The sequence below is a fragment of the Pseudarthrobacter arbutini genome (genome assembly GCF_054510915.1).
This window is the reverse complement of the sequence record NZ_JBTNDQ010000008.1, coordinates 194,723-216,898: the sequence shown is the minus strand read 5'-3', so window position 1 is coordinate 216,898 and position 22,176 is coordinate 194,723. Positions and strand designations below refer to the sequence as shown.

11 protein-coding genes are annotated in these 22,176 nt (G+C 67.2%); all 11 read left to right on the top strand.

Going from position 1 to position 22,176, the window contains the following annotated elements:
- The coding region (locus tag ACX80V_RS11430) for an Ig-like domain-containing protein (RefSeq protein WP_485843203.1) at positions 1-5,219 on the top strand (5,219 nt) is incomplete at its 5' end.
- A gap of 64 nt (positions 5,220-5,283) precedes the next feature.
- Positions 5,284-6,255, top strand: coding sequence for an AAA family ATPase (locus ACX80V_RS11425; protein WP_056348155.1), 972 nt, complete (start codon positions 5,284-5,286; stop codon positions 6,253-6,255).
- 53 nt (positions 6,256-6,308) lie between these two features.
- The gene (locus ACX80V_RS11420; protein ID WP_485843202.1) at positions 6,309-7,640 is read left to right on the top strand and encodes a DUF58 domain-containing protein; all 1,332 of its coding nucleotides are present in this window, start codon (positions 6,309-6,311) and stop codon (positions 7,638-7,640) included.
- Positions 7,637-10,243, top strand: a complete 2,607-nt coding sequence (locus ACX80V_RS11415) for a transglutaminase-like domain-containing protein (protein WP_485843201.1) — start codon at positions 7,637-7,639, stop codon at positions 10,241-10,243. The genes ACX80V_RS11420 and ACX80V_RS11415 overlap by 4 nt, the downstream gene beginning before the upstream one ends.
- Complete coding sequence (locus ACX80V_RS11410; RefSeq protein ID WP_485843200.1) at positions 10,240-11,706, top strand: RDD family protein; 1,467 nt, start codon at positions 10,240-10,242, stop codon at positions 11,704-11,706. Before ACX80V_RS11415 ends, ACX80V_RS11410 begins: the two co-directional genes overlap by 4 nt.
- Positions 11,703-12,605, top strand: coding sequence for a PP2C family protein-serine/threonine phosphatase (locus tag ACX80V_RS11405; protein WP_485843199.1), 903 nt, complete (start codon positions 11,703-11,705; stop codon positions 12,603-12,605). The genes ACX80V_RS11410 and ACX80V_RS11405 overlap by 4 nt, the downstream gene beginning before the upstream one ends.
- Before the next feature lies 1 nt (position 12,606).
- Entirely contained in the window at positions 12,607-14,397 is a 1,791-nt protein-coding gene (locus ACX80V_RS11400) for an FHA domain-containing protein (RefSeq protein ID WP_485843198.1), read from the top strand.
- Positions 14,394-16,199: a serine/threonine-protein kinase gene (locus tag ACX80V_RS11395; RefSeq protein WP_485843197.1), complete on the top strand. Its 1,806-nt coding sequence runs from the start codon at positions 14,394-14,396 to the stop codon at positions 16,197-16,199. The genes ACX80V_RS11400 and ACX80V_RS11395 overlap by 4 nt, the downstream gene beginning before the upstream one ends.
- 61 nt (positions 16,200-16,260) lie before the next feature.
- The gene (locus ACX80V_RS11390) at positions 16,261-16,965 is read left to right on the top strand and encodes a hypothetical protein (RefSeq protein ID WP_058929573.1); all 705 of its coding nucleotides are present in this window, start codon (positions 16,261-16,263) and stop codon (positions 16,963-16,965) included.
- Positions 16,962-21,407 carry a type VII secretion EssC family protein gene (locus ACX80V_RS11385; protein ID WP_485843196.1) on the top strand — a complete coding sequence of 1,482 codons (4,446 nt, stop codon included), beginning with the start codon at positions 16,962-16,964 and terminating at the stop codon, positions 21,405-21,407. Before ACX80V_RS11390 ends, ACX80V_RS11385 begins: the two co-directional genes overlap by 4 nt.
- A 123-nt stretch (positions 21,408-21,530) precedes the next feature.
- A complete protein-coding gene (locus tag ACX80V_RS11380; RefSeq protein WP_485843195.1) occupies positions 21,531-22,091 on the top strand; it encodes a hypothetical protein in 561 nt (186 codons plus the stop codon).
- Positions 22,092-22,176: the final 85 nt, after the last annotated feature.

The window sequence follows — 22,176 nt, the reverse complement described above, 5'->3', positions numbered from 1 at the left end:
CTGCGTGGTCCGGGGCGAACAAGTACGTCCGTGACTGCACCAATGATGCTGATGATAAGAACGTTGACGTGCCCAAGGCGAGTGCGTCGCCGTCGTACGTTTTCCGGGTAAACCGGGACCTGGTGGTCCTGAACGATGTGAGCTCCGGGAACGTGTGGCTGGTGAACCAGAACATGCAGCTGGTGAACAACTGGGACGACGTCATCCCGCCGAAGAACGAATCCGATGAGCAGGACCAGGAATCGGCGGACAACAACACCATCAACGTCCTGCCGGACCGCACCAAACCAAACCGGCCGCCGGAAACCAAACCGGACACCCTGGGCGTTCGCCCGGGACGGACCACCATCCTCAGCGTCCTGGACAACGATTCAGATCCCGACGGCGATGTCCTGACCGCCGCCGTCGGCGATTCCGGGCCCAAAGCCGGAACGCTGGAAAGCATCTACGGCGGCACCGCCTTCCAGATCTCTGTTCCCGCGGACGCCAGGCCCGGCGCCGAGACGTTCAGCTACAACGCCGCCGACGGCCGCGGACTTTCAGCCGGCGGACAGGTCACGCTCAACGTGGTGGCACCCGATGAAAACAAGCCGCCCGTGTTCAAGCGCGGGGGAGACTCCACCACCATGCTGGTGGAACAGGGCAAGACGGTCAGCCAGAATATCCTCACGGACTGGGTTGATCCCGACGGCGACGACCTCGTCCTGCTGGACGCCAAGGCAGACAACGACCAGGACCAGGTCAAGGTCCGCCGAGACGGCCTGCTGACATTCCAGGACTCCGGAGCCACCTCCGGCAAGAAAAACGTCGAAGTCACCATCTGGGACGGCCGGGCCACGGTCACCGGCAAAGTTGTGGTGAACGTCCAGCCGCCCGGTGCCCTGGCGCCGGTAGTCAACGCCGATCACGTCACTGCCGTGGTGGGCCAGGACCTGGTGATCGCGCCACTGAAAAACGACGTCGATCCCAACGGAGGCGCCCTCCGCCTCGCGCAGGTGGAGGCCAATGGTCCTGCCGAACTGGGCCCTGTCACCGACGGGGGTACCTTCACGTTCCGCAGCACCACTCCCGGTCCCGTCTACCTGACCTACATCGCCAGCAACGGCCCGCAGAGCAGCCAGGGCCTGATCCGTGTTGACGTGGAGTCCGGCAAGGACGCCGGTGACCCGGTGGCCGTGCATGACGTTGCGCTGATGCCCACCGGAGGCAGCGTGCTGCTGGACCCGCTGGCCAATGACTCGGATCCTTCCGGCGGCGTGCTGGTGCTGCAGTCCGTGAAACTCCCGGAGAACACCACGGCCTCGGTCAGCGTGATCGACCACAGCGTCCTGCGCATCACCGATGTCCTGGGCACCAAGGACCCGTTCCTTTTTGAATACACCATGTCCAACGGCAAGAAGTCAGCCACCGGCAGCGTCTCTGTGGTCCCCGTCCCGGCTCCCGCCGTCGTCGAAGCACCCCAGCCGAAGCCCGACGAAGTGAACGTCCGGGTCAACGACGTCGTCACCATCCCGGTGCTGGACAACGACACCCACCCGCAGGGCCTGGAGCTGAGCGTGGACCCCGTCCTGCCGCAAGCCGTGGATGAACTGGACGGCAAGAGCTTCGTCTCGGAAAACACCCTGCGTTTCATCGCCGGGCCGCAGCCTAAAACGGTGCGCGCCATCTACAATGCCGTGGACCCGCAGGGGCAGAAGAGCGCCGCCGCCGTCACCATCCACATCCTTCCGCTGGATGGGGCCGAGAATTCGAGGCCGCAGCCTCAGAATCTCACCGCCCGTGTGGTTGCCGCCGGAACAGTGCGCATTCCCGTTCCCCTGGACGGCATCGATCCCGACGGCGACTCCGTTCAGCTGACCGGTATCGACAGCACCCCGGCCATGGGAACCGCCACCGTGGGCAGCAACTTCATTGACTTCACCGCTGCCGGCGACGGCGCCGGTACGGATACGTTCCGCTACAAGGTGGTGGACCGCCAGGGCGCCGTCAACACCGGAACCGTGACGGTGGGCATCGCCCCCCGTGGCGAAACGAACCAGAACCCCACCCCCGTGGATGACGAAGTGAAGGTCCGGCCGGGACGGCAGATCGCCGTCGACGCCACCGGCAACGACACCGATCCCGACGGCGACATCATCCGCATCCTCACGGACGGTATCGAGGCCGACGACGCCCTCCAGGCCACCGTCAGCAAGACCAGCGGCCGCATCATCCTGACCGCTCCGGGCGCTGCCGGGACGGTCAACGTCCGGTACGCCATCGCCGACGACCGCGACGCCACCGCCCAAGCCACTATCCGCGTGGTGGTGGACAACGAGGTTCCGCTGAAGGCGCCCATTGCCCGCGACGACCGGGTCACCTCGGCCCAGGCGATGGGCAAGACTGCCGTGGACGTGCCGGTCCTCAAGAACGATGAAGACCCCGACGGCGTCGGCGAGAACCTTAAGCTGAGCACCGAGTCCCTCACCGCACGCCCGGGGCCTGACGGCACCATGCTCGTAGACCTGACTGAACAGCCGCAGCTGATCCCGTACACCGTCGAAGACGTGGACGGCCAGAAGTCCACAGCCATCATCTGGGCGCCGGGGCTGGGGCAGCAGGTTCCCACCCTCGCCAAAGACGAGGTCATTGAGGTCATCGCCGGACAATCCGTGAACGTTGACCTCAAGGAATGGGTCAAGGTCCGGGAGGGACGCTCACCGCGCCTGACGCAAACTGACCGGATCAAGCTCATCGGTTCGGACGGCGGCAACCCGGTTTCCGGTGACGGAACGGCGCTGAAGTACACCGCCGGCGTCGATTACGTTGGCCCGGGCTCGCTGAGCTTTGAGGTTACCGACGGCACCGGGCCGGATGATCCTGCAGGGCTGAAATCCACCTTGAGCATCCGCACCAAGGTGCTGCCGGACCCCAACCGCAACAACGCGCCGGAACTCCTGGGCGCGAACGTTGACGTGCCGAAGGGCGAGTCTGCGGACCTGGACCTGAGCCGGTTGACCTCCGACCCGGACAGGGATGGTCTGGACAACATGAAGTACGAACTGGTGGGTGGCAGCCCGGCCAGCTTTAATGCCCGGATAGACGGCAAGATCCTCAAAACATCCGTGGACGGCGCCACCGCCACCGGCACCACCGGTGCGGTCCAGATCAAGGCCAAGGACTCCCGCGGGCTGGAGGCAACGGCCACCTACCAGCTGGCTGTCACTGCCTCCAACCGGCCCAAACCGGTGGCGAACGACGACCTGGAGCCGAACGCGGCCGCCGGGAAGCCGGTCACCGTGAAGGTCCTGGCCAACGACTCGAATCCGTTCCCCGAGACCGCGTTGAAGATTATTTCGGCATCAACCGAGACGGGCCAGGGAGGAGCAGCCGTGTCCGGCGACTCGGTAACGGTGACGCCGTCGTCCGTTTTCGCCGGGACCATGGTGGTCGCCTATACGGTGGCAGACAAGACAGGAGACGATTCCCGCAACGCCACGGCGCGAATCCGGCTTACCGTCAAGGACAAGCCCCTGGCACCGACTACCCCGCAGGCGCAGAGCGTTGGCGACAAGACTGCCCTGCTCAACTGGTCTGCCCCGGCAGACCGCGGTGCGCCCATTACCAAGTACACGGTCTACGGCGAATCGGGCTTCAGGCAGGACTGTCCGGCGAACACCTGCACGTTGACCGGGCTGGTCAACAACACGAAGTACCACTTCGAGGTCACCGCTACTAACGAGTTCGGCGAATCTGAACGTTCCCCGGCATCCGCCGAGGTCCGCCCGGACGTCAAGCCGCACACGCCGCTGGCGCCCACCCTGAAGTTCGGTGATAAGCAGCTTTCCGTGAACTGGGTGGCACCCGCAAGCAAGGGATCACCCGTCAAGACCTACGATCTGGAAATCTCGCCGGCCCCGCCAGGGCAGAACGCCCAGATCCAGAACCTGGCAGCGGTGGGCTATGTCTGGAAGGGACTCCAGAACGGCGTCTCCTACAAGGTCCGCGTCCTGGCCCGCAATGATGCCAAGGATCCGTCCGAGTGGAGCCCATATTCCGCAGCCGAAGTCCCCGCGGGCGTCCCTGCCACCCCGGCCGTCCCGACGGCGGCCCAAGCGGGCCAGGTGGGATCCACAAGCCAACTGAAGGTCAGCTGGACGGCGCCAAACAACAACGGCGACGCCGTCTCCTCCTACACCCTGACCACCCTGCAGGGCGGTCAGGTGGTCGCCACGCAGCCGGTAGCTTCAGGCACCACGCAGAACGTCACCGTGGACAACTCCGAGAGCAACTACACCTTCACCGTTTCGGCCACCAACAAGGCCGGCACCAGCGCCACCAGCAACCCGTCCGCCCAGATCCGGGCAGCCGGCAAGCCAGGCCAGGTAAGCAGCGGAACCGTGGCTGACACCGGTAACAGCGGCCAGCTCCGCGTGACATTTACACCGCTGACCCAGGCCCAGCGGAATGGCTCGACGGACACCGAAATCCAGTACACGTACAACGCAGACGGCAAGTCCGGCAGCATCCAGGCCGGTGGCGGAACCATCGGTGGCCTCACTAACGGCCGGGACATTACGGTCACCATCATCGCGACGTCCACCAAGAACAACGTGTCCGGGGACGCCAAAGCGATCGGTACGGGCAACCCGTACGGTCCGCCGAACGCACCCAGTGTGAACGGCATGACTTCGCCCAAGGGCGATGGCCAGGTGCATTGGTCCTGGAACAACCCCAACACCAACGGCCGACCACTCAACCACTACGAGGTCAGCGTCGACGGTGGCGGCTGGCAGAACGTGGGGCAGGCCAGGAGCTTCGACGCCCCCGGCGGTGGTTGGGGCAACAACCGCACGCTGCGTGTCAAGGCAGTGACTGTTGTGGACGGTGCCATCGGCGGACCCGTCACCTCCACGTCCGGGGCCGATCCCACCCCGCCGGTTACCACCGTGAGGGTCAAGCCCGGCGACAACAACAGCTGCCCGGGCAAGCCCGGAGTCCCGGACCGCTACAGCAATGTGGGCGGGGACGCGCGCTGCGGTTCATCCGACGCCAACTGGGTGTCCACCTCGGACGGCTGGATTCCCAGCGCCTGCTGGATGAACATTTACGGCTCCAGCGAATCGTCCAACCCGGCGTCCTACTACAAGTGGTACCGCATGGACGGGGGCCCCCACTCGGGCTGGTACGTCAAGCTCGCCACTATCGATATCAGCGGTCCGGACGTCGGCAGATGCTGACAGTCCACACAGCCCGTCCACTCCAGCTTCATCAGACCCGCACCACAAGAAAAGGACTCATTTCATGACCATGACCACCGAGCAGGCCGAATGGTTTGCAGGCACTTTCGACAAGCTCGTTGCAAACGTGGGACAGGCGGTGCTCGGCAAGGACCACGTCATCCGGCTCACCTTCACCGCAATGCTGGCTGAGGGCCATGTGCTGTTCGAGGACGCCCCCGGTACCGGCAAGACCATGCTGGCCCGGGCGATGGCCGCCACCGTCCAGGGGTCCAACAACCGCATCCAGTTCACCCCCGACCTCCTGCCCTCGGACGTCACGGGTGTGACCATCTACGACCAGAAGACGCAGAAGTTCGAGTTCCACAAGGGACCGATCTTCAACAACATCGTGCTGGCCGATGAGATCAACCGCGCTTCGCCGAAGACCCAGTCGGCACTGCTGGAGGTCATGGAGGAATCCCGGGTCACCGTGGACGGCGTCACCTACGAGGCCGGCCGGCCGTTTATGGTGATGGCCACGCAGAACCCGATCGAGCAGGCCGGTACGTACCGCCTGCCGGAGGCGCAGCTGGACCGCTTCCTGATCAAGACCTCCATCGGCTATCCGGACCACGCCTCCACGGTCCAGCTGCTCGGCGGCTCGAACCTGAAAGACCGCTCCAAGGAGATCTCCGCCGTTATCACCACGCAGGCCGTGGCGGACATGGCTGACCTCGCTGCCACCGTGCACGTGGACACGGCGGTCCTCGAATACATTTCCCGGCTCTGCGAAGAGACCCGCAACGCACCCGAGACCCGTCTCGGCGTTTCCGTGCGAGGCGCCATCGCCATGGTCCGCGCCGCAAAGGTCTGGGCCGCGGGGCAGGGACGGAACTTCGTCCTGCCTGACGACATCAAGGAACTGGCCGCCGTTGTGTGGACGCACCGGTTTGTGATGGACCCGGAAGCTGAGTTCTCCGGCGCCACCCCCGAGGCCGTCCTGGCCCGGGTCTTGTCCGACATCGCGGCACCGCAGCAGCGCGCCGCCGTCTGACGCTCCTGCGGAGCTCCAGACCACCACTGACCAGCGCGAACAAAGGCACATTTATGTCCAGCAGCACTCCGTTGACCCGGCTTGCTGAACGCCTCCGGCAACCCTTCCACCGGGATGGCCGGCCCACGAGGCTGCATCCGTCGTCCGTCTGGGCGGAAGCCACCAGCACCGCCGCCCTCGCCCTCACCCCGGCGTGGGAGAGGGTCCGTGGCCTTTGGCTGCGCGACGTGTGGCCTGTCCTCTCGGTGGTCAGTGTCCTGGGCTGGTCCGTCCTGGCCGCCTCCATCCTGCTGTGGACGGCCGGCCAGTCCTTCGGCTGGCAGGAGGCCAAGGCGGCGGCCATCGCGGCGTTTGTCCTTTTCGTGATCGCCATCGGGTTCATCCTGGGCCGGTCATCCTACGGCGTGATCCTGGACCTCGCCCGGACCCGTGTGGCCGTCGGGGACAGCGCGGTAGGAAGCATCGCCGTCTCCAACACCTCGGCCAGGCCCCTGTTGCCCGCCGCCCTGGAACTGCCGGTGGGCAACGCCACCGCTGTCTTCCACCTGCCCAGGATGAAGCCCGCGCAGGTGCACGAGGACCTGTTCACCATCCCAACCGCCCGCCGCGCCGTCATCGTGGTGGGACCTGTCCGCTCCGTCCGGGCCGACCCCCTGCACCTCCTTCGCCGGCAGGTGCTGTGGACGGAACCGGAGGACCTGTTCGTGCACCCGAAGACAGTGGCCCTGGCCGGTTCCGCGGCGGGATTCATCCGCGACCTCGAGGGAATGCCCACCACCGACCTGTCCAGTGCGGACGTGTCCTTCCATGCCCTGCGGGACTACGTCCCGGGTGATGACCGGCGGCACATCCACTGGAAGACTACCGCGCGGACCAACAAGCTGATGGTGCGCCAGTTCGAGGAGACCCGGCGCGCCCACCTGGCCATCTCACTGTCGATCAACACGGACGAGTACGCCTCAGAGCAGGAATTCGAAATGGCCATCTCAGCGGCCGCCTCGATCGGCCGGCAGGCCATCCGCGAGCAGCGCGAGCTGAACGTCCTGACGCAAAAGGGGCCGCTGCGCTGTGAAACCGGGCGGAACATGCTGGATGACATGACACGGATCGCCGGGGCACCCATGCGCCGGACCGCCGTCGACCTCGCCCGGACACTGGCCGACACCGTCCCCAACGCGTCGGTGGTCTTTTTTGTGGTGGGCAGCAACGTGACACCCTCCCAGCTCCGATCGGCCGCGGCCTCCGTGCCGCTCGGCGTCAGGAGCCTGGCCGTGCGCCTCCAAATCGGGGCTGCACCGGGCCGCGCCAACATCGCAGACCTGACAGTGCTGACCCTCGGCGACCTCGCTGACCTCGCCATCGTCCTCAGAAAGGCGGCCGCATGAGCTCCGCCCCGGGCCTCCGGCCACGCCCGCAGCAGCGGCAGTACGAATCATCGTTCGCCGACGGCCAGCCGGTCTGGCATTTTGTGCTCGACGCCGCCGCCCTCACCGTCCTGCTGGGGTTGGGCCTGCTGGGCTTCAGCCTCAGCTTCGGCGGAGACCCCTACTATCTGGTCTCGGGCTTCGGCGGCATCCTCCTGGGCCTCGGCATCGCCGCCGCCAACGCGCACCTGCGCCTGGGTCTGCTGATCACTACAGCCCTCGCGCTTGGGGCCTACCTGGTTTTCGGCACGCTCCTCGCAGTCCCGGACGCTGCGATTGCCGGTTTTGTTCCCAGCCTTGACTCCTTGCGGACGCTGCTCCTTGGAGTTGTGTTCGCCTGGAAGGACATGCTCACGGTGGGCGTTCCGGTAGGGTCTGCCGGCGGCGTTCTGATCGTCCCGTTCCTGAGTTCGCTGCTCACCGCCTTGGTTGCCGGCATCCTCACCTGGCGGCTGAAAACCCCGTACTGGCCACTGCTTCCCGTGCTGGGGCTTTTCGTCACGGGCATAGCTTTCAGCACCAACGCTGCCTTCCTCACCGTGGAGCGCGGCATCGGACTCACCGTCATTGCGATTGCCTGGGCCACCTTCCGCCGTGACGCGCTGCGGCGCAGCGACACGCGAAAAGTCTCAGTCAACCGTCCGCAGACCGATGCGGCCACAGCCCAGCGGGCCAAGCTCCGCCGGCTGGGCACGGCCGCTGCCGTGATCGCCGCAAGCGTCGCCATTACCGCGGTGGCGGCGCCCCTGGTCACCGCCAGCGGTGACCGCAAGGTCCTGCGCAATATGGTGGTTCCGCCGTTCGATCCCAAGGACTACATCACGCCCCTGGCAAGCTTCCGGACGTTCGTCAAGGACAAAAAGGACGACACCCTGTTCGTGGTCAAAGGACTGCCCCGGGACGGCCGTGTCCGGCTGGGGGCTTTGGATGCCTTCAACGGCACCAACTACAACATGGATCCCAACGGCTCCGGCAGCTTCAGCAAGGTGGGCGACACCGAGTCCATCAACACCCTGGCCGACACCTCGGGCATCGTCCCCTCGAATGACTACTCCATCGACATCACCATCGAGGATTACCAGGGCTACTTTGTCCCGGGAGGCCGGAAGACCACCGGCCTGAGCTTTGACCAGGGCGCCTCCGCCGCGGCGTCGGGCCTGTACTTCAACGCGGGCACAGACACGGCCGTGACCACGCAGGGCCTGTCCAAGGGCGATTCCTACAGCGTCCAGGTGTCCGATCCCGTGAAGCTCGAACACGGTCAGTTGACACAGTACGACTTCGCGAAGATTACGCTGCCGGACGCCGTCGAGGTCCCGCCGGTGGTGGGGTCACAGGCCAACGACCTCTCGGCCGATGCGCCCACCGCGATTGACCGGGTCCGCCAGATCGAGGCGCATTTCCAAAAGACGGGCGCCTTCAGCAACGGCCTGGTGGCTGACGGCCAGCTGCCCAGCGTTTCCGGCCACAGCTCGTCGCGGATCAGGAACCTGCTGACCGCCAAGCAGATGCTCGGCGACGACGAGCAGTATGCCGTGTCCATGTCGCTGATGCTCCGCCACCTGGGCATCCCGTCACGCGTGGTCATGGGCTTCTACCCCGAGCCGACCAGCCCCGAGAACGGCGCCGGCGAGGTAAAGGTCACGGGCAAGGACGTCCACGCCTGGGTAGAGGTGGCCTTCGACCGGGTGGGCTGGGTCAGCTTCGACCCCACACCGCCCAAGGACAACGTCCCCATCCCGCCGGACCCCGAAAACAAGTCCAAACCCAAGCCCCAGGTGCTGCAGCCGCCGCCCCCGCCGCAGGAACCGGCCGATCTGCCGCCGGATTCCTCGCCGGACGCCCTGGACGCCGACGAGAAGAAAAACAATCCGTGGCTCTTCTGGGGTGCCCTGCTCGGGGCCCTGGGCATTGCCCTGATCCCGCTGTCCATCCTTGCCCTGCCGCTGCTGCTGATCGCGCTCCTTAAATCACGACGCCGGAAGGCCCGCCTCACGGAGGGGCACCCGGCCCAGCGTGTGGGCGGCGGTTGGAACGAGGTGGTGAGCCTCGCCACGGATTTGGGCGCCGGCATCGACACCCGTGCAACCCGGCGCGAAAGCGCAGTGGTGCTTGCTGACTCGTTCCCGGCCACCGGGCAGACCACCACCATGCTGGCGCACCGTGCGGATGCCTCCATCTTCGGCGCCGGCCAGCCCAGCGAGGAGGAGGTCCGGGAATACTGGACCATCGTGGACGGCTCGCTGAAGGAGATGACCGGGACGTTGGGGTTCTGGCGCCGCCAGCAGGCCCGCTTCTCGCCCCGGTCGCTGCTGGCTGATGGCCGCAACGCCCTTAAGCTGCGCGGTACCAGGCTCGGGCTGGGCCCGCTGGTGCGTCCGTCCGGCCAGGGTTCCCCCGGATGGCGGTCCGGCACCGGTAGGGTGGGGACCGGCCCGGACGGTGCCGGAACCCCGAATCCGGCAGTTCAGGACAGCGGATCCGGGACGGCGGCGGCGGCTTCCGAGCCTGATGAGTCCACCGTTATGCGGAACCCTGGCAGGAAGAACCCCACTGACTCATGATGAACGAGGCCGAGCGCTGCCAGCAGTGCCAGCAACTGATCCGGGGCGGCGCCACGTTCTGTCCGGCGTGCGGTGCTCCGCTGCCCAACAGGGCGGCACGCAGCGGACGCAACGTGGACCATGCACAGCGGGCCATGATGGAGCGTGCGGCGGCGCACGCCAGCCAGAATCCCGGTACTATCCCGGTAGTACAAACGGCTCCAGGGGGAGGAACGGGAATGGCAGCCAATCTTGAGCTTGTTCCGGCCACGGCGGGGAAACGGCTCGGCGCAGCAGTGCTCGACTGGCTGGCCCCCGTCGCGGTCCTGGTGGTGACTTTCGCCATCGGATTCGCGGGAATCACCCGCACCCAAAGCGGCGGCTTCATCATCTATGACACCGGTTCGCTGGTCCTGTTCGGCAGCATCGGCCTGGGACTGACGCTGGTCTATCTGGCGGTCCTGGTGGGCATGGAAGGCCGGTCCGGGAAGACCCTCGGCAACCACGTCATGGGCATCCGCAGCGCTGACAAGGACGGTTACGCCCCCGGCGCCGGGGGAGTGTTCCTGCGCGGCCTCATCACCGGCGCGGGCATCATCCTGGCGCTCCTGGCCGCCGTGGCCATCGTCATTTTCAAATGGTTCGATGTGGCTGTCTTTATCCTCGGACCGCTGCTCTTGGTCGGCGCGGTGTGGGCCGTGCTGGTGGTGGTTTCCAACACCTGGGACCGCAACGGCGGGCTCCGCGGCTGGCATGACACCGTGGCCAAAACGCTGGTGTTCGACGTCAAGGACGGCCGGAACCCCATCACCTCCGGCGGCATCCAGGGACCGTACAGTTTCGCGCCTCTGGACCTGCCGCCCGTCCAGCAGGTCGCCTCACCCGTGGCCGGTGCCGCGAAGGCGCCGCAGGTTGTGAACGCCCAGCCGCCGGCCCAACAACCCGTGCAGCCGTACGCCCCGCAGCCGTACACGTCTCAACCGCCATCCGCACGGCCGTCGTTCGCACCCCAGCCGTACGCGCCGCCGTCGTCCGCTCCCTTCCAGCCGCCGCATGTGGCCCTTGCCGTTCCCGCGCCGGGCGGCCAGTTCCATCCCGATGACGACCTCGACCGCACGCAGATGCGCGGCAGCGCAACGAATGCGGCGCCCGTCGCCGTGCTGCGGATAAAGCTCGACGACGGCCGGGACTTCCAGCTCGACCGCAACGTCCTGTTGGGCCGGAACCCCTTGGGCCAGGCGGGGGAGCAGCAGGCCCAGTTGCTGGCCGTCAGCGATCCCGGCCGCTCGATCTCCAAGACGCACCTCCACCTGCTGACCGACGGTGCCGGGGTTTGGGTGACGGACCGGAACTCCACGAACGGCAGCGCCGTTACTACGCCGGACGGCCGGCGCACGCCGCTGCAGCCGGGCGTGCCCGCTTTTGTCAGCCCGGGATCCACTGTCCACTTTGGTGACCGTTCCTTCCACCTAGGACAAGCATGAACTCACAGCCCGCCAGTGACCCAGCTGACGCAGACCACGGAACCGGCCTCAGCCTGAGTTACGGCTACGGAACGGACCGCGGGCTGCGCCGGGAATTGAACGAGGATTCCTTCATCGCCTCCGACCCCGTCTTCGCCGTGGCGGACGGCATGGGCGGACACGAAGCCGGCGAGATTGCCAGCGGCATGTGTGTCCGTGCCCTCGCTGCCATGCCACAGCTCGCCACCGGGGAGCGCAGCGTCACGGCGGCAGTTCTCCAGCAATACCTGCTCCGCGCCGACAGTTCCATCCGGGAAGTGACCGGTGCCCGCGCCGGGACCACGCTCACCGGTGCCGTGGTGGTGGAACAGATGGGCATGCCGTACTGGCTGGTCATGAACATCGGCGATTCCCGCACGTACCGGCTGAGCCAAGGACACTTTGAACAGGTCAGCGTGGACCACTCGGAGGTCCAGGAACTCGTGGATGCCGGTGAAATCACGCCCGAGCAGGCCACCGCCCATCCCCGCCGCCACGTGGTCACCAGGGCGCTGGGCACTGGGGACGAGATCGAAGCTGACTACTGGCTCCTGCCCGTTGAGGAGGGCGACCGGATCATGGTCTGCTCCGACGGACTTAATGGCGAACTCACGGACGAGCACATCTCCCGGATCCTGAGCACCGTGGGCCACCCGCAGGACGCGGTGGATGCCCTGATCCAGGCTGCGCTCCGCAATGGTGGCAGGGACAACGTCACCGTCATTGTGGTGGACGCCAGGAACGTCATGAACGACGGCGGCATCGCCACTACTGCGCCGCGCCCCGCCGCTGATGCTGCGGAGGAGGTCACACTGCCCCGGGGACAGATTGTTGACGCCAGCCGGCCGGCCGGCCAGGACGACGAAAGCGGGGAACGCTGAGATGGCAACCGCAACATACACCGCGGGCACGTGGCTGGGCGTTGTCCGGGCCAACGCGGTGGTCCTCCTGGGACCCGGCACCCCGCCCGCCCTGGTCCAGTCCCTGTGGGAACTGCTGGAGGATGCTCCGGAAGTCCACGAGTTGCTCCACGCCGTCACCAGCAGTTTCGGCGTTTCCCTGGCGCAGATACCGTCGTTCGGGATAGTCGATTCCGGTGACGCGCTCCGGATCTTCCTCCGCGGCGACCTGAACCTGACCGTCCAGCTGCCCGGCGGCCCCGTGGACCTGAATGGGCGGGACGTCACCACCTGGACCGAGCGCCGCCTGGACACCCCCGAGTGGTACCGCCTCACTGTGGCCGGAAACGGCCAGCCCGGGAACGTGTTGCCGCTCAGCGAAGGCGTGGTCCTGCTGGAGTCGCTGACAATGTCGCTCACCGGAATTCCCGTGGACGAGGTGGCGGCTCCGGCTGCCACGCCCGCTGAGGTCGAGGCACCCACCGCTGTCGGCGGCGTCGTCCTCGTAGCGGACGCTGAACCGGTCACTGAAACGGTAGCGGAGCCTGACTCCGAACCGGCGCCGGAAACTGCACCTGAGGCGGCGGCTGAACCAGGGCGGGATGCGGTGAGGGAACATGACCGGGAGGTCTCCGCCGAAACCGTAATGGGGCTCATGGATGATGACGCCAACTTTGCAGCAGAAGCGCCGGAGCCCCAGATGGATCTGGAGCCCGCCCCGGAGCGCACCGCCCATCCTGACCAGGTCCCGGCCCACGAAATGACCGGCAGCTACGACCACCTCTGGGAACGGACTGTTGTCCGCAGCATCGAGGACGCAGCCGTCCGGGACGAACCAGAGGAAGATCACGCCGTCCCCGCGGGACATGTTGGCGCGTCTCCGGCACCGGTCGATGCGGCACAGGCGAACGCTCCAGGACAGCCGGAGGCAGCGGCCAGCCTGGCTCCTGCACACCCCGCCCACGAACCCGCAGGTCCACCTGCCACACCGCCTGCGGCCGCAGCGGCCGCCCGGACGATCGGCGGGCTCATCGACTCGGTCCCGTGGCGGACCGGCGGGAGCACACCTGCTGCCCAGGCCGCGCCGTCGTCCAATCTGCCGGCGTTGATTCTGCCGCCGTCGAACCTGTCCCCGTTGAATCAGCCCCTGTTGAATCAGCCCCCGGCGGACGTCCGGGCAGAAGTGCACGCAGGGCAGCCGGCAGCAGACCCGGACGCCTTCGACGGTGACCACGACGGCCACACGATCATGAAGAGCGACCTCGCCGGAATGGCCGCGCATCCCGCCCCGGTTCCGGAGCCGGGTTCGGCCGCAGGCCCCCTGGTGCTGGCCCGGGTCTGCGGTCGGGGACACGCCAATCCGCCCACCCAGGCGCAGTGCGCTGCCTGCGGCTCGCCGCTGCCCGCCGATGCCGTTCAGGTGGCCCGGCCACGGCTGGGCCGGATGCGGGTCTCGACGGGTGCACTGGTTGACCTTGACCAGTCGCTGGTCATCGGGCGTCAGCCGTCCGTTTCCCGGGTCCAGGGCGGTGTGATGCCGCGGCTGGTCCAGGTGGCCAGCCCCAGCGGCGACATCTCGCGCTCCCACGTGGAAGTGCGGCTCGAAGGCTGGCACGTGATGCTCTGCGACCTGAAGGCCACCAACGGCACGGTCCTGGTCCGCGAGGGCCAGCCGCCCCGCCGCCTGGCCCAGAACGAGATGGCCATCCTGCTCGACGGCGACATCGCCGAATTGGGTGACGACGTCTCACTGCGTTTTGAGGAGATTCTTTGAGTTCCAAACGGCCGGTTGCGCCGCCGCCCCACATTCCGGGGTTTACCTACATCAGCCTGCTCGGCTCCGGCGGGTTCTCGGACGTCTATCTCTACGAACAGGACCGGCCGCGCCGGAAAGTGGCGGTCAAGGTCCTTTTGTCGGATCTGAAGACCGAGGGTGCCCGGCGCAGGTTCGAGTCCGAGGCCAACCTGATGGCCCAGCTCTCCTCCCACCCGTACATTGTGACCATCTTCGAGGCCGAGGTGACCGAGGCCGGTCACTCCTACCTGGCCATGGAGTACTGCTCCAGGCCCAGCCTGGACGTCCGGTACCGCCGTCAGCGCTTCAGCGTTGATGAGGTGCTGGCCGTCGGCATCCAAGTGGCCTCCGCCGTCGAGACCGCCCACCGGGCCGGCATCGCCCACCGGGACATCAAGCCCGCCAACATCCTGGTGACGGACTACAACCGGCCGGCCCTGACGGACTTCGGAATCTCGGGCACCCTGGGCGGCGACGCCGACGAGGACGCCGGGATGTCCATTCCGTGGTCGCCGCCGGAACAGTTCGCGGACGGCCCCGTGGACGGCGTGATGGTGGATGTCTGGGCGCTGGGCGCCACGCTGTACACACTGCTGGCCGGCAGGTCGCCGTTCGTGATGCCCGGGACCGATAATTCCCAGCGCGAACTGATCTCGCGGATCACCAGCGCGGCACTGCCGCGCCTGGGCCGGGCCGACGTTCCGGAGTCACTGGAGCGGGCGCTGTCCACGGCCATGGCCAAATCCGCGGCGTCCCGGTACTCCTCAGCCCACGCGTTTGCCCTCGCCCTGCAGCGGATCCAGGCCGAACTGAACCTTTCGGTCACGCCCTTCGAGGTACTCGAAGAGCAGCAGCTGGAAGAGCACCACCCGGACGACGGCTTCGAGGAAACCCGCGTCCGCAATATCGCGTCCATCGACCCGGAGCGGACCGGCAGCGCCCCTACTTTCCCGGCACGCACCCGGCCGCAACGCCCCGGAACCGGTGCGACGCCGTCGGGCTTTCCGGCTGGCGGCTTCCCCCTTGCGGCAGCGGCCCCGGCAGGACCCCGGCCCCAGGTTCCGGGCAACCTGTTTGCCGGCCAGGAGGACGGTAAGCAGGACGGCGGCACGCAGGCTGGCAGCAACTCCGCAGGCGAGTGGGCCCATGCCACGATGCTCCGAGGCAGTGCAGTCGCCGAGTACGGCTCCGCGCCGGACGCAACCGTCCAGCGTCCCGGGCCCCTTCCCGCCCAGGCCGGCCAGCAGACCGGCCAGCCCGGCCACCGAGCCGGGCGGGCCGATCCGGAGATCGACGCGACGATCAGCCGGCCGGCCCCGGTCGCCGAAACCGCCCCCGAAGCGGCGCCCGACCACGGCAAGCGCAACGTGTGGCTCGCCGCCGCGGGCGGAACGCTGCTGGTCCTCGCCATCATTGTCGGAATCGTGCTGGCGTCATCAGCCCCGGCGCCGAAGGTCGAAGAGACCGGCCAAGTCAGCAAACCCCCCGCGGATGCCCTGGACAACGGGACAGTCCCCGACGTCGCGGATCTGGCAGGGACTGTGGACGCCGCCGGCAAGGCGACGTTCACGTGGACCAATCCGCAGCCAAAGTCGGGCGACGCCTACAAGTGGCGGGTCTACACGTTGGGCAACAACGGCGAATACCAGTCCACTGCCGAGCCAACCGCCCAGGTTGCGTTGAATCCGACGGAACCCACGTGTGTCCAGGTGATGATCGTCAGGAGCGACGGCGCGTTCTCACCCTTGGAAGAAGACTCGATCGCCTGCATCCGCAAGTGACGGCAGAGCAGACCGGAACCGTTAGTGAACGCGGGCAGAGCCCGACGAGGAGGCACGGAAAATGGGGGATCTAGCAATAGATTTCTGTGGTGAATGGTACGAACCGTCCGATGAGGAAATCTTCAACATCGGCCGCGAAGGCGACCTTGAGGTGGACGACAACCCGTACCTTCACCGCCAGTTCCTGCAGGTGGCCCGCTACGACGGGATCTGGTGGCTGAGCAACGTGGGCGGGATGCTGTCCGCCACCGTCGCCGACGGTTCCGGCGGCATGCAGGCCTGGCTGTCGCCGGGTGCGCGCATCCCGCTGGTGTTCAGCCACACGAACGTCATTTTCACCGCCGGGCCCACCACGTATGAGTTCGCCGTCCACCTCAAGACGCCGTCCTTCCGCCAGGAATCACGGGAGGATGACAGCAACGGCGATACCACCATCGGCCCCGTGGTCTTCACCGACTCGCAGAAGGCCCTCATCGTGGCCCTGGCCGAACCCATGCTGCGGCGGGAAGGGACCGGATTCAGCGCCATCCCGTCCTCGGCCGCAGCGGCCAAGACCCTGGGCTGGGCACTCACCCGGTTCAACCGAAAGCTCGATAACGTCTGCGACAAACTTGACCGCGTGGGCGTGGTGGGCCTCCGCGGCGGCGGCGGGAAACTGGCCACCAACCGGCGCGCGAGGCTCGTCGAACACGCCGTCACGTCCCACCTGGTCACCCCCGATGATTTGCACTTACTAGAAAAGATGAGGGGCGTGGACGAAGGATGAGGATCCGGCTGACACTCCGCCGGGACCCGGCGGAAACCAAGGACCTGGCCGTCACCGTCGACGGCCTGGCCACGGTGGCGGATATTGCCACGCAGCTTTGGGCCGCGGACCCCGACCGCAAGGGATCGCCGGCACCGGAAAACCTTTCGCTGCGCATCGACGAGGCCTTTGTGGGCGGCGGCATGCGCGGCAGCGTCCTGACCCGCACGGACAACCTCCTGGAATCGGGCCTGCGGCCGGGATCCGTGGTGTCCCTGACCGAGGTCAGCGAACTCTTCAACGCACCCGGCGCCAACCGCGGACCCGCCGCAGCCACCCTGCGGATCCTTTCCGGGCCCGACGTCGGCCAGGAATTTTCGCTGCCTTCCGGCACCAGCTACATCGGCCGGGACCGGGACGTGGACATCCGGCTCACGGACCCCCTGACCTCCAAACGCCACGCCCGCATCACCGTGGGGGAGAGCGTGGAGATCGTGGATACGAACTCCGCCAACGGCCTCCTGATGGACGGCCTGCCGGTCACCCGGGCCACCCTGAACTCCTCGGACACGGTGACGCTGGGGGAGACCACCGTGACCGTGGTGCCGCTGGGCCGCAACCTGGCGGCAGCCCCGACGTCGCCCCTTGTCGATTTCAACCGCTCCCCGCGGGTGGTTCCCCGCTTTGAGGCGCCCAAGCGCGTGCCACCGGCCGGACCCAAGCGTCCGGACCACCAGCCGTTCCCGTACATCATGCTGATGGCGCCGCTGCTGATGGGCGGCATCATGTTCGCGGTCACGCGGAACATCCTCTCGGTGGTGTTCATGATGATGATGCCGCTGTTCATTGTGGGTCACTACGTGGACCACAAGATGCAGACCAGGCGCCAGCAGAAGGAACAGCTCAAACAGTTCCGGGAGTCCATGGCTGCGTTCCGGCAGGACATCACCGAACTGCAGCACGTGGAACGCGCGGTCCGCCTGCAGGAAGCACCATCGGTCAGCGACACCGTGGATTCCATCTACAAACTCGGTCCGCTGCTGTGGACCCACCGCCCCGAGCACACCGGTTTCCTGGGCCTGCGGTTCGGGCTCGGCACCAGTACATCTCGCATCCTGTTCGAGGAACCCCACAGCAACGACACCGAAGCTGAATTCATGCGCGAGATCCAGGACTGCCTGAAGCAGTTCAGGGACATCGAGGGTGTCCCGGTGGTCTCCCAGCTGCGCACGGCCGGGTCCTTCGGCGTGGCCGGAGCCCGGGGCCTGGTTGACGACGTTGCCCGCGGCATGGTCCTGCAGTTCGTGGGCCTGCACTCGCCGGCCGAGGCCGTGGTGACGGCCATAACGTCGGCGCAATCCCGGCAGCGCTGGGACTGGCTGCAGTGGCTGCCCCACGTGGGCTCCGGCCACAGCCCCCTCAACGGCGACCACCTGGCCGCCGGTTCAGCCAGCGGCTCCTCCCTCGTGGCCAGGCTCGAGGACCTGCTCGACGCACGCGAAGCCATGGCCAAGCGCTCCACCCCCGAACACCGGGGATCCGTGGACCCTGCCAAGGACGAGATCCCGGTCCCGGTGCTGCCGGCGGTCCTGGTCATCGTCGAGGACGACGCTCCGGTGGACCGGGGCAGGCTGACCCGCCTCGCCGAGCGCGGACCGGACTCCGGCGTCCACGTGATGTGGGTGGCCACCGACATCCAGGCACTCCCGGCCGCCTGCCGGGACTTTATGGTGGTTGACGGCGAAAACGGCACCACCACCGGGCAGGTACGGCTGGGACGGCACACGTATCCCGTGAGCTGCGAAAGCCTTGACGCCGACCTGGCGGCGCAGCTGGCCCGGATGCTGGCGCCCGTGGTGGACGTTGGCAAGCCGGTCAGCGACGACTCCGACCTGCCGCGTGCGGTGTCCTACGCCACCCTGATCGGCAAGGACTTCCTGGACAACCCGCAGGCCGTGGCGGAGCGCTGGGTGGAGAACAATTCAGTCCATGCCTCCGCGGTTCCCAACCGGAAGGACAACGGTACCCTCCGGGCCCTGGTGGGTTCCAAGGGCATCGAGCCGCTCTACCTGGACCTGAAGAACGAGGGCCCGCACGCGCTGGTGGGCGGCACCACCGGCGCCGGCAAATCGGAGTTCCTGCAGTCCTGGGTCATGGGCATGGCTGCCGCCTACAGCCCGGACCGCGTGAGCTTCCTGTTTGTGGATTACAAGGGTGGGGCGGCGTTCGCCGATTGCCTCAGCCTGCCCCACACCGTGGGCCTGGTCACCGACCTCTCCCAGCACCTTGTCCGCCGCGCCCTGACCTCCCTCCGTGCGGAGCTGCACTACCGCGAACACCTGCTGAACCGCAAGAAGGCCAAGGACCTGCTCGGGCTCCAGCGCGAAGCCGACCCGGAGGCACCGCCGTACCTGATCATCGTTGTGGACGAATTCGCGGCGCTGGCCACCGAGGTCCCCGAATTTGTGGACGGTGTGGTGGATGTTGCCGCCCGTGGCCGGTCCCTGGGCCTGCACCTGATCCTGGCCACGCAGCGTCCCGCCGGCGTCATCAAGGACAGCCTGCGCGCCAACACCAACCTCCGGGTCGCCCTGCGCATGGCGGATGAGGATGACGCCACCGACATCCTCGGCGTGCCTGATGCGGCCTACTTCGACCCGTCCATCCCGGGCCGCGGCGCCGCCAAGACCGGGCCCGGCCGTATCCAGGGGTTCCAGACCGGCTATGCCGGCGGCTGGACCACGGAGAAGCCCCAGCGTCCGCAGATCGACATCGTGGAAATGGCCTTCGGGTCAGGGCCCAGCTGGGAGGCGCCCGCCCCCGAGAAGCCCGTCAAGGAAGCTCCGGCCGGCCCCAACGACATCGCCAGGATGACCACCAATATCGTCAGGGCCGCGGAATCCCTGGCCATCCGGCCGCCGCGCAAACCGTGGCTGGACGAGCTGGCCAAGACGTACGACTTTTCCAAGCTCCCGAACCCCCGGACGGACGAACGGCTGCTGCTGGGGGTGGCGGATGATCCTGCCCGCCAGGAACAGCCCACGGTGTTCTACGAGCCGGACCAGGACGGCAACATGGCCATCTACGGCACAGGCGGCTCCGGAAAATCCGCTGCCCTGCGCGGCATTGCGATTGCCGCCGCCGTCACGCCCCGGGGCGGGCCCGTGCACATCTACGGGATCGATTGCGGTTCCTCCGGGCTGAAGATGCTCGAAGAGCTGCCGCACGTCGGCGAGATCATCAACGGTGACGACGTCGAACGCGTCGGCCGGCTGCTCCGCCTGCTCCGGGACATCGCCGACGAAAGGTCCGCCCGGTTCGCCGAGGTCAGGGCCTCCACCATCGTGGAATACCGGACCCTGGCCAACCGCCCGGACGAGAAGCGGATCTTCGTGCTGCTGGACGGCATATCGGCGTTCCGCGAAACGTACGAATTCAGCCGCCTGTCCGCACTCTGGGACGTCTTCCTGCAGCTGGCCACCGACGGCCGTCCCCTGGGGATCCACTTGGTGGTCACCGGTGACCGGCCGAACGCCGTACCGGCGACATTGCTGGCTTCCATCCAGCGCCGGCTGGTGCTGCGGCTGACGTCCGAGGACGACTACATGTCCATGGACGTCGCCAAGGACGTCCTCACCAGCTCCTCGCCGCCGGGGCGCGGCATGCTGGGCGGCTACGAGGTCCAGCTGGCCGTCCTGGGCGGCAACTCCAACCTGGCGCTGCAGGCCCGTGAAGTCCACAAGCTCAGCCAGGCGATGCTGCGCCAGGGGCTGGAATCGGCACCAAAAATCCAGCGGCTTCCGGAACAGGTGGACCTGGATGTGCTGCCTTCCGGCAGCCCGGACCTGCCCGTCATCGGCGTCGACGACGAAACCCTGCAGCCGGCCGAGATCATGGCCCAGGGACCGCTGCTTCTGGCGGGTCCGCCAGGGGCGGGCAGGACGGTGGCGCTGGTGACCCTGGCTTACGCGCTGCGCCGGTCCAACCCGGACACGGAGCTGGTGTACATCGGCTCCCGCCGGTCCGCGGTGGCGTCGCTGCCGCTCTGGAACCGTTCCGTGGTGGGTGCCGATGACCTGGCCGAGATCATCGAGGACCTCACGGAGCACTCTTCCGGGAACCCCGGGAAGCTCGCGATCTTCATCGAGGGCCTGACCGAGTTCACGGATACCGTGGCGGAATCGGGCGTTTCGCAGCTCGTGACGGCGTCCATCAAGGCCGATCAGTGGGTCATCGGGGAATCGGAAACATCAACCTGGTCCTCCGCCTGGTCGCTGTCGCAGCCCTTCAAATCCGGACGCCGGGGCCTGCTCATCAACCCGGGCGACATCGAAGGGGACAGCCTGCTCAACACGTCGCTGGGCCGGGTCAGCCCGGAGTTCATACCGGGCCGCGGCTACATCGTGGGCCGCGGCAAAGCACGGAAACTGCAGATTGCGCTGCCGCCGGAAAACAGGGGCTGAGCCGTTGCTTCCCACGGGCCCGTAAATCCATTGGATTTGCGGGCCCGTGCCGCGTTGTAGGAGACTACCGGAAACACTGTTCGCTGCGGCAGGGGGGTGCCGCGCGCTGTCGAAAAGGTAACCATGATCCGATCCTCATCCGTGCTCCGCGACGTGTCCGCTGCTGCGGCCGCTGCGGTGCTGGCGCTCCTGGTTGGCCTTTCTGCGGCGGCCCCCGTGCAGGCCGACGACGGCGAACCGGCACCGGGGTTGTGCATCATTAATTGTGAGCCGGGCAATCAGAAGCCCGGGCCGACGGGCACCCCGACTCCATCCCCGACGCAGACGTCGGCGGCCCCCGTAATCGAGCCCCCGCCGCCCGCGCCCGTAGCGCCAGCCCCGGCGCCGGTTCCCACCCTCGCCCCTGAACCGAGCGTTTCGCCGGCTGAAGAGACGCCGTCGGCCGCGCCCAGCACCACTATCCCCAGCCCGTCGTCGTCCGCAACCCCGTCCACGGAAGCGAACTGGAACAAGCCCATCACGAAATCGGCCAAGCCCACACAGGCCGCCGCCGTTTCCCGCAACGACGGCTCCGGCCTCTTTGGCGGCCCCGGACTGCTGGCCATCATGGGGGGCGTGCTGCTGGTGGGAGTCGCCGGCCTGGCCTTCGCCTGGTGGAGCCGGAACCGCCCCGCTTCACACTGACCTTTGTTATCCGGTGATCGAGCTTGTCCTCAGCCCCGACTTTCCCACCGGGCCCCGCGGCATTTAACGGCAGGGGCACGGCGGC